Origin of the sequence: Pseudomonas sp. CAM1A (assembly GCF_047501685.1) — a bacterium.
Classification (GTDB): domain Bacteria; phylum Pseudomonadota; class Gammaproteobacteria; order Pseudomonadales; family Pseudomonadaceae; genus Aquipseudomonas.
Genome location: NZ_JBFNXP010000003.1, coordinates 486,871 through 499,185 on the forward strand (window position 1 = coordinate 486,871; position 12,315 = coordinate 499,185).

The following is a 12,315-nucleotide window of genomic DNA, read 5'->3' on the forward strand; positions in this document are numbered from 1 at the left end:
CATATAGCGTCAAAGAATGTTATTTGATTTGAATATGTCTTCTGGTTATTTGCCGGACGGCAGGTCCAATCGCGGGGCAAGTCGGGTCGCCGCATCGCCGCTCCCACGCCGTTCCTATGTTGTGCGGGCGGCGGGGGAGCGGCGGTGCGGCGGCCCAACCGGTTCTCATCGAATGCGTTGCTGCTGAAATCCCTGCGCATGGTCGAATTGCGCCACTTCACCGACAGGTCCTTGAATGTCCCGGCCTGCACCACGTAGGCCAGTTCGGTCTCCCGGGCCCATTCCTTGCCATCGTTGACAGTGCCGACATGCACGTTGTTGCCTTTGATGTAGCGGTTCATCAAGGTCAGGCCGGGGATGCCGACGGTGACGAAATTGAAGTCATGACGCAGTTGCCAGGAGCGCTCCTTGGCATTGTCGAAGCTGGCGTTGTAACTGTCGTTGGCCAGCGTGCCACCGCTGGTGCCGTTGACGCGCATCCAGGCGTCGTCGCCACTGACCTTCTGCAGGCCGATGTAGAAGGTGTGGCCCTGGTAGCGCGCCGAGAGCATGGCCGAGGCGGTGCGGTTGTCCAGGTCGCCGGCGCGGGCGCTGCCATCCTCCTTGCCGAGGAAGTAGCCCAGGTTGGCGCCCAAGGTCCAGTCGCCCAACGGCTGGCTGTGCACCAGGTTCAGATACTGCTGGCGATAAATGTCTTTTAGCCGGGCATCCCACAGGCCGACCAGCGTGCGTTTGTCGTTGAAGCTGTATTCGCCGCCGGCGAAGTTGAAGCGGTCTGAGGTGATACCGGCGCGCCCCTGCATGAACATGTCCTCCATGCTCGCATCGTTGCGCGGGCTGTTGCCGCGGAACTGGCCGGCATAGAGGGTCAGGCCGTCGATCTCCTTCGAGGTGAGCTGACCGCCGCGGAACGTCTGCGGCAAGGAACGACCATCGTCCGAACGCAGGATCGGCAGCACCGGCATCCACTCGCCGACTTTGAGCTCGGTCTGCGACAGGCGCGTCTTCAGCGCCACGCCCAGGCGGCCGAAATCATCGGCCGGGCGGCCATCGTCATGCACCGGCAGCAGGTGGGTGCCGGCCGTGCCCTTGCCGCCATCGAGTTTGACCGAGTACAGCCCCAGCACATCGATGCCGAAACCGACGGTGCCCTGGGTGAAGCCGGAACGGGCGTCGAGGATGAAGCTCTGGGTCCATTCTTCAGCCTTGCCCTGGGGGTTGGCCGGGTCGACGAAGTTGCGGTTGATGTAGAAGTTGCGCAGGTTGAGGCTGGCCTTGGCGTCTTCCAGGAAGCCACCTTCGGCGGCCACGCCGGGCAGGGCGCAGGACAGGGCCAACAGGCCGGGCAGCAGCTGGCGTGCGGGTTGCAAAGTGCTCATCTGTCGTGGATCTCTTGTTTTTATTGGGCGAGCCGGTTCGCTGCGGTTGTGGTCGCAGGGTTGGGCGTCTTTAGAGAGAACGTGTGCAACGTTGCGTGGGCGATGGTGCGGGGGAGGGTGGGGGCGAGGCAATTCGTGGAACGCGGAACGGGGCGGTTATCGAACGCAATGTGACCGCGCAACAAAAAGCCCACCGCAAGGGTGGGCTTGATGCTGTCAGCGGTCCAGTCAGCCTTTCGGTGTCTGGATCGAGGCTTGCTGCTGGGTCTGCTCGTACCAGCCGCCGCCGAGGGCCTTGTACAGGTTGACCTCGCTGACCAGCTGCGACAGGCGATCACCGATCAGCGACTGCTGGGCGCTGAACAGGTTGCGCTGGGCATCGAGGAAGGTCAGGTTGCTGTCGATACCGATGCGATAGCGGCGCTCGGCCAGGCGGTAGTAGTCCTGGTTGGCGGCGACCAGATCGCGTTGCGCCTGCAGCTGCTCTTCGAAGGTCTTGCGTGCGGCCAGGCCATCGGCGACTTCCTGGAAGGCGGTCTGGATGGTCTTTTCGTACTTGGCGACGTTGATGTCTTTCTGGATCTTCGAGTAGTCCAGGCTGGCCCGCAGGCTGCCGGCGTTGAAGATCGGCAGGTTGATCTGCGGCTGGAACAGCCAGGTGCCCGAGCCCCCCTTGAACAGCCCGCCCATGTCCGGGCTCAGGGTACCGGCGTTGGCGGTCAGGCTGATGCTCGGGAAGAACGCTGCCCGGGCCGCGCCGATGTTGGCGTTGGCGGCCTTGAGCAGGTGCTCTGCCTCCTGGATGTCCGGACGGCGCTGCAGGATGTCGGACGGCAGGCCGGCCGGCACTTCGGCCAGTTGGTCGGCATTGAGCTCCAGCGGCTTGGGCAGGGTGGCCGGCACGCCGGTACCTACCAGCACGGTGAGGCTGTTGAGGTCCTGGGCGACCAGGCGCTGGTACTGCGACAGCTTGACGCGCGCGCCTTCGACGGCAGTGCGTGCCTGGCTCAGGTCGAGAGCCGAGGCCACGCCCACCTCATTGCTGCGGCGGGTGAGGTTGTAGCTCTCTTCGTACGTCTTGAGCGTTTCCTCGGTCAGCTTCAGCAGCGCCTGGTCGGCCTGCCAGGTGTAGTAGGCGTTGGCCACGCTGGCCACCAGGCTGATCTGCGTGGAGCGGCGCGCCTGTTCACTGGACAGGTAGGTTTCCAGGGCCTGCTGGGTCAGGCTGCGCACCCGGCCGAACAGGTCCAGCTCATAGGCGCTGACACCGAGGGTGGCCGAGTACTGGCTGGTGATGTTCGCCTCGCCGGTCTGCGACATATTCCCCGGCATCCGTTGGCGGCTGCCGCTGCCATTGGCGGAAACCGCTGGCAGCAGGTCGGCGCGCTGGATGCGGTACTGCGCGCGGTAGGCGTCGATGTTCAACGCCGCGACCCGCAGGTCGCGGTTGTTTTCCAGTGACGTCTGGATCAGTTGCTGCAGCGCCGGGTCGTGGAAGAACTGGCGCCAGCCCTGTTCGGCCGCGGCGACGTCGGCCGATTGGGTCGGCGAGTACGCAGGGCCTTGCGGCCACTGCGCGGCCACCGGCGCCTCTGGCGTCTGGTAGTCGGGGATCAGCGAGCAACCGCCGAGGATGAAGGCGGTTACCGCCAGGGACAACAAAGACTTGGTCATTGCCCAGCCTCATAACGTGGAGTTTCAGGGGTGGCGTGTTCTTTCGGCTCTTTGCTGCCGAACAGCGACGACACTGCGACGAAGAATAGCGGTACCCAGAAGATGGCCAGTATGGTCGCACTGATCATGCCGCCGATCACACCGGTGCCGATGGCGTGCTGGCTGCCGGCGCCAGCGCCGCTGGCGATGGTCAACGGTACCACGCCGAGGATGAACGCCAGCGAGGTCATGATGATCGGGCGCAGACGCATGCGGCAGGCCTCGATGGCTGCGTCGTACAGGCTTTTGCCCTGCTCGTGCAGTTCCTTGGCGAACTCGACGATCAGGATCGCGTTCTTCGCTGCCAGGCCGATGGTGGTCAGCAGGCCGACCAGGAAGTACACGTCGTTGGACAAGCCGCGCAGGCTGGTGGCGAGCAGGGCACCGATGATACCCAGTGGCACGACCAGCACGACCGCGATCGGGATCGACCAGCTTTCGTACAGCGCCGCCAGGCAGAGGAACACGAACAGCACCGAGAGGGCAAACAGCGCCGGCATCTGCGAGCCGGAGAGTTTTTCCTCGTAGGACATGCCGGTCCAGGAGTAGCCGATGCCGGTTGGCAGTTCGCCGGCGATGCGCTCGACTTCGGCCATGGCCTCACCGGTACTGTAGCCCGGCGCCGGGGTACCGAGGATCTCGACCGCTTCCACGCCGTTGTAGCGCGACAGTTTCGGCGAGCCATAGCTCCACTCGCCCTTGGCGAAGGAGGAGAACGGCACCATCTCGCCCTTGCCGTTGCGCACGTACCACTTCTGCAGGTCTTCCGGGCTCATCCGGGCGTTTGGCGCACCCTGGATGTAGACCTTCTTGACCCGGCCACGGTCGATGAAGTCGTTGACGTAGCTACCGCCGAGGGCAATCGACAGGGTGTTGTTGATATCGGCGATGGTCACGCCCAGGGCGCTGGCGCGTTCGTCGTCGATGGTCAACTGGTACTGCGGCTCGTCGTTCAGGCCGTTTGGACGCACGGCGCTGAGGATCTTGCTCTGCGCGGCCTTGGCCAGGAACTGGTTGCGCGCTTCCATCAGCTTCTCGTGGCCGACCCCGGCGCGGTCCTGGAGGAACACGTCGAAGCCGGTGGCGTTACCCAGTTCGAGTACCGCTGGCGGGGCGAAGGCGAACACCATCGCGTCGCGGAAGCTGAAGAAGTGCATCTGCGCGCGCTGGGCGAGGGCGAACACACTGTTCTCCTTCGAGCGCTCGCCCCAAGGCTTGAGCATGATGAATGCCATGCCCGAGCTCTGGCCGCGGCCGGCGAAGTTGAAGCCGTTGACGGTGAACACGGACGCCACGGTATCGGCTTCCTTGTCGAGCAGGTACTCACGCATCTGGTCGACCACCACCTGGGTGCGCTCGGCACTGGAGCCGGCCGGGGTCTGTACCTGGGCGAACAGCACGCCCTGGTCTTCTTCCGGCAGGAAAGCGGTCGGGATGCGCGCGAACAGCCAGATCATGCCGACCACGATCAGCGCGTAGGCCAGCAGGAACGGGATCTTGTTGCGCAGGATGGTGCCGACGCTACGCTCATAGCCGACGACGCTGCGGTCGAAGTTGCGGTTGAACCAGCCGAAGAAGCCGCGCTTGGCCACATGGTGCTCGCCCTTCTTCAGCGGCTTGAGCATGGTGGCGCACAGGGCCGGGGTGAAGATCAGCGCCACCAGCACCGACAGGCCCATGGCCGAGACGATGGTGATGGAGAACTGGCGATAGATCACACCGGTGGAACCGCCGAAGAAGGCCATCGGTAGCAGTACCGCCGACAGTACCAGGGCGATACCCACCAGGGCACCCTGGATCTGCTCCATGGAGCGCTTGGTCGCTTCCTTGGGTGGCAACCCTTCCTCGGACATCACCCGCTCGACGTTCTCCACCACGACGATGGCATCGTCCACCAGCAGGCCGATGGCCAGGACCATGGCGAACATGGTCAGGGTGTTGATGCTGAAGCCGGCGGCGGCGAGGATGCCGAACGTACCCAGCAATACCACCGGTACGGTCATGGTGGTGATGATGGTGGCGCGGAAGTTCTGCAGGAACAGGTACATCACCAGGAACACCAGGACCACGGCTTCGATCAGGGTGTGGATCACCCCGCTGATCGATTCGGTGACCACTGGGGTGGTGTCATACGGGAATACGGCCTTCACCCCCGGCGGGAAGAACGGCTCCAGGCCGCTGATGGTCGTGCGCAGCGCCTTGGCGGTATCCAGGGCGTTGGCGCCGGTGGCCAGCTTGACCGCCAGGCCCGAGGCCGGCTTGCCGTTGAACTGGGCGCTGATGGCGTAGTTTTCGCCGCCCAGGCCAACCTGGGCCACGTCGCCCAGGCGCACCTGGGAACCGTCGGCATTGACCTTGAGCAGGATCTTCTCGAACTGCTCGGCGGTCTGCAGACGGGTCTTGCCGATGATGGTGGCGTTGAGCTGGGTACCTGGCAGTGCCGGCAGGCCGCCGAGCTGGCCGGAGGATACCTGAACGTTTTGCGCGGCGACCGCGGTGCGCACGTCGACCGGGGTCAGCTGGAACTTGTTCAGCTTGGCCGGATCCAGCCAGATACGCATGGCGTACTGCGCACCGAACACCTGGAAGTCACCCACGCCTGCGGTCCGCGAGATCGGGTCCTGCATGTTGGAGACGATGTAGTTGGCCAGGTCGTCCTTGGTCATGCTGCCGTCTTCGGACACCAGGCCGATCACCAGCAGGAAGTTCTTCACTGCCTTGGTGACGCGGATACCTTGCTGCTGCACTTCCTGCGGCAACAACGGGGTGGCCAGGTTCAGCTTGTTCTGTACCTGGACCTGCGCGGTGTCCGAGTTGGTGCCCTGCTCGAAGGTGGCAGTGATGGTCATGCTGCCGTCGGAGTTACTTTCCGACGACACATAACGCAGGTTGTCGATACCGTTGAGCTGCTGCTCGATCACCTGCACCACGGTGTCCTGCACCGTCTGCGCCGAGGCGCCCGGGTAGGTCACGGAGATGGCGATGGCCGGTGGGGCGATGCTCGGGTACTGGTTGATCGGCAGCTTCAGGATCGACAAGGCGCCGACCAGCATGATCACCAGGGCGATCACCCAGGCGAAGATCGGGCGATCGATAAAGAACTTCGACATGGTTTACTCCGCTTTGGCGTCAGCTTTGGCCGTGTTGGCCTGAGCAGGGCCGGCCGGCTTCTTGACGTTGGTGGCTTCGCTGACCTTGACCTCGACGCCTGGTCGCACGAACTGCAGGCCTTCGGTGATCAGGCGGTCGCCCGGGTTCAGGCCTTCCTCGATCAGCCAGTCGCTGCCCAGGGTACGGCTGGCCTTGAGTTGGCGCAGTTCGACCTTGTTCTCCTGGTTGACCACCAGCGCGGTTGGCGCGCCCTTGAGGTCGCGGGTCACGCCCTGTTGCGGGGCCAGGATGGCGTTGGCGTTGACCCCGGCCTTGAGCCGCGCATGCACGAACATGCCGGGCAGCAGGGTGTGGTCGGGGTTGGGGAAGATTGCGCGCAGGGTGACGGAGCCGGTGGTTTCGTCGACCGCGACTTCGGAGAACTCCAGGCGGCCCTGTTGCTTGAACAGGCTGCCGTCTTCCAGCACCAGCTGAACCTGGGCGGCATTGTCGCCGGCCTTCTGCAGCTGGCCGCCTTCCAGGTCACGGCGCAGCTTGAGCAGCTCGGCGGTGGACTGGGTGACGTCGACGTAGATCGGGTCGAGCTGCTGGATGGTGGCCATGGCGTTGGTCTGGCCGTTGTTCACCAGGGCGCCTTCGGTGACCGAGGAACGACCGACGCGGCCACTGATCGGGGCCAGCACCTTGGTGTAGCGCAGGTCGATCTGGGCGCTCTTGAGCGACGCCTCGGCCTGCAATCGTTTGGCATTGGCGTCATCGTATTCCTGCTTGGAAACGGCCTGCTCGTCGATCAGTTGCTTGTAGCGCTCGGCCAGCGAGCGGGTAGCCTGCAGGTTGGCCTGGGCGTTGGCCAGGTTCGCCTCGTAGACGGCTGGGTCGATCTGGTAGAGCTGTTGCCCTTCCTTGACGTCGCTGCCTTCCTTGAACAGGCGCTTGAGAATGATGCCGTTCACCTGTGGGCGGACCTCGGCCACGCGGTAGGCGCTGGTGCGCCCCGGCAGTTCCGAGGTCAGGGTGAAGGCTTGCGGTTGTACGGTCACGACGCCGACCTGAGGAGCCTGCGGCGCAGGCGCTGCTTCCTCTTTCTTACAGCCACTGAGCAGGGTTGCCAGGGCCACGGCGGAAACCAGGGCGGTTACGGCTGGCTTGAATTGCATGAGGATCCTCGGGTCGCAGGAGCAGGGGAGCTCAAGAATATAGTGGAAGTGCTTTGTCAGAAAAACGCTATCCGGTGGATAAATAGCTTGCTAAGGAATATACTTACATTCATGGTTGTTTGTAAATAGTGCCGGTGCGTCGTGAGTGACCACCGCCGATCGCCCAAATCCACCCGGGAGCGGCCTTGAAAGAGCCTGCCCCGGCCTGATTCCCGCTCGCCAGATCGAGCGCGCGGGGCCTGATGAGGTTGTACTGCCATGGTCCGTCGAACCAAAGAAGAAGCCCAGGAAACCCGCGCCCAGATCATCGAGGCGGCGGAGAAGGCTTTCTACAAGCGTGGGGTAGCGCGTACCACCCTGGCCGACATCGCTGAACTGGCCGGCGTTACTCGTGGTGCGATCTACTGGCACTTCAGCAACAAGGCCGAGCTGGTTCAGGCGCTGCTCGACAGCCTGCACGAGACCCATGACCACCTGGCTCGCGCCAGTGAAAGCGAGGACGAGCTCGACCCGCTCGGCTGCATGCGCAAGCTGTTGCTGCAAGTGTTCAACGAGTTGGTGCTTGATGCCCGAACCCGGCGTATCAACGAAATCCTGCATCACAAGTGCGAGTTCACCGACGACATGTGTGAGATTCGCCAGCAGCGTCAAGGCGCTGTGCTGGACTGCCATCAAAGCATTGCCCTGGCCTTGGGCAATGCAGTACGCCGTGGCCAGTTGCCTGCCGAGCTCGAGATCGACCGGGCTGCGGTGGCCATGTTTGCCTATGTGGATGGCCTGATCGGCCGCTGGCTGCTGCTCCCCGAGAGCTTCGACCTGTTGGGCGATGTCGAGAAATGGGTCGACACCGGGCTGGATATGCTGCGCTTGAGCCCTGGCTTGCGCAAATGACACTTTGTTAACGATTGTGAGGAAGTGTTATCTCTTTTCGGTTAACGCAGGATTAATAGAGTGGGAGCGGGCTTGCCCGGCGATGACAACCTTCAGGCCATGATGTCGCCTGGGCGGACGCCATCGCGGGGCAAGCCCGCTCCCACGGCTGTCAGCGCCCGCGCAACTGTCTGTCCGGCAAGGCCAGCGCCGCCAGCAGGCCGATCAGCGATGCCCCGGCACTGACCAGCAACAGGTCGCGGAAGGTTTCCAGCAAGCGCGCCTGGGTCTGCGGATCCGCCTCGCCCGCCTTGAGGCTGCCCAGCAATGGGTTGCCCAGCATCTCGAAGCCGCCCTGGTGCAACAACGCCAGCAACAGGCTGGACATGCACGCCACCCCCATCGCTCCGCCGAGCGAGCGGAACAGGTTGGTGGTGCTGGTCGCGACGCCAATGTCCTTGCTGTCCACAGCGCTTTGCGTGCCTACCAGCGAGGTGGGGAATTGCAAGCCGCAGGCGATGCCGGTCAGCAGCATGAACAGCGCGCCGAGCAACCCCGATTGCGGTGGCGTCAGCGCCATGGCGGCGATGGCCAGCGGCATCAGCAGTGCGCCGGTCAGGATCTGCGGCTTGAAGCGGCCGGTGCGGCTGGTCATGCGCCCGCCGGTGAAGGCGCCGATGGGCAACCCCATTGCCAGCGGCAGCAGGTGCAGCGCCGCGCTGTCGGCACCGGCACCGGTGATGCCCTGGTAGCGCAGGGGCATCAGCATGGTCAACGAGATCGACTGGAAGCTGGCGAAGAAGATCACGCACCAGCACAGCACCGCGACCCGGTTGCCGAACAGGCTCAACGGCAGCAGCGGCTCGCGGCAACGGCGCTCGTGGGCGATGAACGTCAGCAGCCCGAGCAGTGCGCAGCCCAGCAGCGCCAGCACCTGCGGCGACTGCCAGGGGTGCCCTTGGCCGACCAGGGTAATGCCCAGCAGCAGGCTGCCCAGGCCGATGATCATCAGCACCGCGCCAAGGTAATCGACCTGGGCTTCGCGGTGCTTGACCGGCAAGCCGTCCAGCGCCCGATGGATCACCCAAAGGGCGACCAGTCCCAGTGGCAGGTTGATCCAGAACACCCAGCGCCAGGACAGGTACTCGGTCAGCCAGCCGCCGAGCACCGGCCCGGCGACACTGGCCAGGGCATACATGCTGCTGAAATAGCCCTGGTAGCGGCCGCGCTCGCGGGGCGGCACGAAGTCGCCGATGATCGCCTGGCTGACTGACACCATGCCGCCAGCGCCGATGCCCTGAAGCACTCGGGCCAGCACCAGCTGTGGCATGTCCTGGGCCAGGCCGCAGGCCACCGAGGCCAGGGTGAACAGGGCGGTGCCGGTGAGGATCATGCGCCGGCGGCCATACAGGTCGCCGAGCTTGCCGTAGATCGGCACGGCGATGGTCATGGCCACCATGTAGCCGGAGATGACCCAGGCCAGCAGGCCGACATCGTTGAACTGCGCGGAGATTGCCGGCATGGACACGGCGACGATGGTCTGGTCGAGGGCGCCGAGGAAGATCGCCAGCATCAGGGCGGTGAGGACGCTGCGCAGAACAGTGGGGGGCAGGGCGGCGGTCACGGTGGGTACCTTGTGGTCAGCGCTGGCGCGATCGCGAGGCATCGCGGGAGCGGGCTTGCCCCGCGATGGGCTCATTCATGGTGGGCATTGTACGCTGAGTTACATAGCTACCTATGTACTCCGTGCATCCCCTATGCAAGATCGGCATTGGCGCATTCATCCAGTGCTGCATGGCCGCGTGATATCGTGGCTTGGCCGCAGAGGCTGAAATCCGGGGCCTGCACCAGCTTGGTGCAAGTATATTCCAGAGGATTTCGCGTTGCTGTATGTCCACACCTTCTATTCCTCTGCCTGCATGTCGAGCATGACCGCCCTGCGCCCTGATGGCGACGGTTGGAACAGTCAGGTAGACCCGATACAGGGGTCGGTTGTCAGCCGTTCACAATTTCTCATTACAAGCGGAGTGATCATGCCCAAGGCTTCCCACCACGATCTGCGTTTTGCCTTCCGCGAACTGCTTGCTTCAGGTTCGTGCTATCACACCGCGTCGGTGTTCGACCCGATGTCAGCCCGTATTGCCGCCGACCTTGGTTTTGAAGTCGGCATTCTCGGTGGTTCGGTCGCCTCGCTGCAGGTCCTGGCCGCGCCGGATTTCGCCCTGATCACCCTCAGCGAGTTCGTCGAGCAGGCCACCCGCATCGGCCGTGTCGCCCAGTTGCCGGTACTCGCCGATGCCGACCACGGCTACGGCAATGCGCTCAACGTGATGCGCACGGTCATCGAACTGGAACGTGCTGGCGTAGCCGCGCTGACCATCGAGGACACCTTGCTGCCGGCCCAGTTCGGCCGCAAGTCCACCGACCTGATTTCGGTGGACGAGGGCGTGGGCAAGATCCGCGCGGCGCTGGAGGCGCGTGTCGATTCGGCCCTGGCGATCATCGCCCGGACCAATGCCGGGGTGCTCACCACCGAGGAAATCATCGTGCGCACCCAGAGCTACCAGAAGGCCGGCGCCGATGGCATCTGCATGGTGGGGGTCAAGGACTTCGAGCAGCTTGAACAGATTGCCGAGCACCTGAGCGTGCCGTTGATGCTGGTGACCTACGCCAACCCCAACCTGCGCGACGACGAGCGCCTGGCGCGCCTGGGCGTGCGTATCGTGGTCGACGGCCATGCCGCCTACTTCGCCGCGATCAAGGCCACCTACGATTGCCTGCGCCAGCAGCGTGGCCTGCAGCACAAGTCGGACAGCCTCGGCGCCACCGAGCTTTCGCACACCTACACCCAGCCTGAGGACTACATCCGCTGGGCGAAAGAGTACATGAGCGTCGAGGAGTGATCCGACCTACCTGATGGCGCTCAGCGTGGCGCTGTGGGGCACGCAATGCTCATGTACGCAACTGTTGGCCGTGTTGGGCTGGCTGCGCAGCAGCTCCACCCGCCAGCAGGCCGAGCCGTAGAGCCCGGCCACCGCGACCAGGGCGAAGACGAGGGCGCAACGCCTGGATTTGATACTCATGGTGCGGACCTCCTGTTGATGCAACAGGTGATACCTACAAGCATAGGCCCAATGCGCGTAACTGCACCGTCTTGACTCAACTCAATCCCTTGTCCCACTCCGGTTCGTCGGCAAACCGCTGCGCGAGAAAGTCCAGCATGCTGCGCAACGTCGCCGGCATGTGCTTGCGCGAGGTGTACACCGCATTCAGGGTCAGTTCCCGCGGCTTGGCTTGCGGCAGCAATCGCACCAGCTCGCCACTGCGCAGCGCGGCGGCCGCCTGGTAGGTGGGCAGCATGGCGATGCCGGCATGGGCCAGGGCGGCCTTCTGCAGGGTCATGGCCTCGTTGGCGCTGATATTGCCCTGCACCGGCACGGCGACGTTCTGCCCGTCCACCTCGAAATGCCACAGGTTGTGGCCAAAGTAGGCGTGGGTCAGGCAGTTGTGCTGGCTCAACGCCTCGACCCGGTCCGGCGTACCGTGCTCGCGCAGGTAGGCGGGGCTGGCGCAGACCACTGAGCGGCACACGCTCAGGCGCCGGGCAATGAGGTTGGGGTCGACGTCGTTGCTGGTGCGGATCGCCAGGTCGATGCGCTCGTCCACCAGGTTGACGGTGCGGTCGAGCATCTGCAGCTCAACCTTCACCCCGGGGTAGCGTTTGACGTAGGCCGCCAGTGCATCCACCAGCTGGGCCTGGCCGAACGAGGTGCTGACGCTGATGCGCAGCTCGCCACGGGGCGCGTCGTCCGGCTGGCGCACGGCGCTTTGCAGGTCGCCGGCCAGCTCCAGCATCTGCCGACAACGTGGCAGGGTCTCGAGGCCCGCTGCCGTCAAGCTGAGCTTGCGGGTGGTGCGTTGCATCAGGCGGGCCCCGACCCAGTCCTCCAGCTCCGCCAGGTAGCGGGATACCACAGGCCTGGAGAGTTCCAGGTGGTCTGCGGCGGCCGACTGGCTGCCCAGGTCGACGACGGTGACGAATACGCGCATGGCGTTGAGCCGATCCATGATCTGTCCGATTTCAG

General features: G+C 64.3%; 8 protein-coding genes and 1 pseudogene. 2 read left to right on the forward strand and 7 right to left on the reverse strand.

All coding sequences use genetic code 11. The annotated features are described in order from the left end of the window. Window positions 1-155: 155 nt before the first annotated feature. The 4 genes and pseudogenes from ABZO33_RS10685 to ttgA all read right to left on the reverse strand — a co-directional run. Window positions 156-1,379: pseudogene (locus tag ABZO33_RS10685) on the reverse strand (OprD family porin); the annotation flags it as partial. A gap of 228 nt (window positions 1,380-1,607) precedes the next feature. Next, entirely contained in the window at window positions 1,608-3,053 is a 1,446-nt protein-coding gene (locus tag ABZO33_RS10690; protein ID WP_414535997.1) for an AdeC/AdeK/OprM family multidrug efflux complex outer membrane factor, read from the reverse strand. Then, window positions 3,050-6,202: a multidrug efflux RND transporter permease subunit TtgB gene (gene ttgB / locus ABZO33_RS10695; RefSeq protein WP_414535998.1), complete on the reverse strand. Its 3,153-nt coding sequence runs from the start codon at window positions 6,200-6,202 to the stop codon at window positions 3,050-3,052. The genes ABZO33_RS10690 and ttgB overlap by 4 nt, the downstream gene beginning before the upstream one ends. A 3-nt stretch (window positions 6,203-6,205) precedes the next feature. Further along, window positions 6,206-7,360: a toluene efflux RND transporter periplasmic adaptor subunit TtgA gene (gene ttgA / locus ABZO33_RS10700; RefSeq protein WP_414535999.1), complete on the reverse strand. Its 1,155-nt coding sequence runs from the start codon at window positions 7,358-7,360 to the stop codon at window positions 6,206-6,208. A gap of 258 nt (window positions 7,361-7,618) precedes the next feature. Here ttgA and ttgR point away from each other — a divergent pair, with 258 nt between their 5' ends. Beyond that, window positions 7,619-8,251, forward strand: a complete 633-nt coding sequence (ttgR, locus tag ABZO33_RS10705) for an efflux transport transcriptional regulator TtgR (RefSeq protein WP_023630222.1) — start codon at window positions 7,619-7,621, stop codon at window positions 8,249-8,251. A 151-nt stretch (window positions 8,252-8,402) separates the two neighbouring features. Here ttgR and ABZO33_RS10710 read toward each other — a convergent pair whose 3' ends face one another. Beyond that, window positions 8,403-9,854, reverse strand: coding sequence for an MDR family MFS transporter (locus ABZO33_RS10710; protein ID WP_414536000.1), 1,452 nt, complete (start codon window positions 9,852-9,854; stop codon window positions 8,403-8,405). 409 nt (window positions 9,855-10,263) lie between these two features. Between ABZO33_RS10710 and ABZO33_RS10715 the strand changes: the two genes are divergently transcribed. Next, the gene (locus tag ABZO33_RS10715) at window positions 10,264-11,133 is read left to right on the forward strand and encodes an isocitrate lyase/PEP mutase family protein (RefSeq protein ID WP_414536001.1); all 870 of its coding nucleotides are present in this window, start codon (window positions 10,264-10,266) and stop codon (window positions 11,131-11,133) included. Window positions 11,134-11,139: 6 nt separating this feature from the next. Here the strand turns inward: ABZO33_RS10715 and ABZO33_RS10720 are convergent, their stop codons facing one another. Next, window positions 11,140-11,313 carry a hypothetical protein gene (locus ABZO33_RS10720; protein WP_414536002.1) on the reverse strand — a complete coding sequence of 58 codons (174 nt, stop codon included), beginning with the start codon at window positions 11,311-11,313 and terminating at the stop codon, window positions 11,140-11,142. Window positions 11,314-11,389: 76 nt separating this feature from the next. Further along, window positions 11,390-12,298, reverse strand: coding sequence for a LysR family transcriptional regulator (locus ABZO33_RS10725; protein ID WP_414536003.1), 909 nt, complete (start codon window positions 12,296-12,298; stop codon window positions 11,390-11,392). Between the last annotated feature and the right edge of the window lie 17 nt (window positions 12,299-12,315).

Excerpts from the sequence above, each read along its gene's own strand:
- ABZO33_RS10690 (WP_414535997.1), bottom strand. The coding sequence starts at position 3,053 with ATGACCAAGTCTTTGTTGTCCCTGGCGGTAACCGCCTTCATCCTCGGC.
- ttgB (WP_414535998.1), bottom strand. The coding sequence starts at position 6,202 with ATGTCGAAGTTCTTTATCGATCGCCCGATCTTCGCCTGGGTGATCGCC.
- ttgA (WP_414535999.1), bottom strand. The coding sequence starts at position 7,360 with ATGCAATTCAAGCCAGCCGTAACCGCCCTGGTTTCCGCCGTGGCCCTG.
- ttgR (WP_023630222.1), top strand. The coding sequence starts at position 7,619 with ATGGTCCGTCGAACCAAAGAAGAAGCCCAGGAAACCCGCGCCCAGATC.
- ABZO33_RS10715 (WP_414536001.1), top strand. The coding sequence starts at position 10,264 with ATGCCCAAGGCTTCCCACCACGATCTGCGTTTTGCCTTCCGCGAACTG.
- ABZO33_RS10720 (WP_414536002.1), bottom strand. The coding sequence starts at position 11,313 with ATGAGTATCAAATCCAGGCGTTGCGCCCTCGTCTTCGCCCTGGTCGCG.
- ABZO33_RS10725 (WP_414536003.1), bottom strand. The coding sequence starts at position 12,298 with ATGGATCGGCTCAACGCCATGCGCGTATTCGTCACCGTCGTCGACCTG.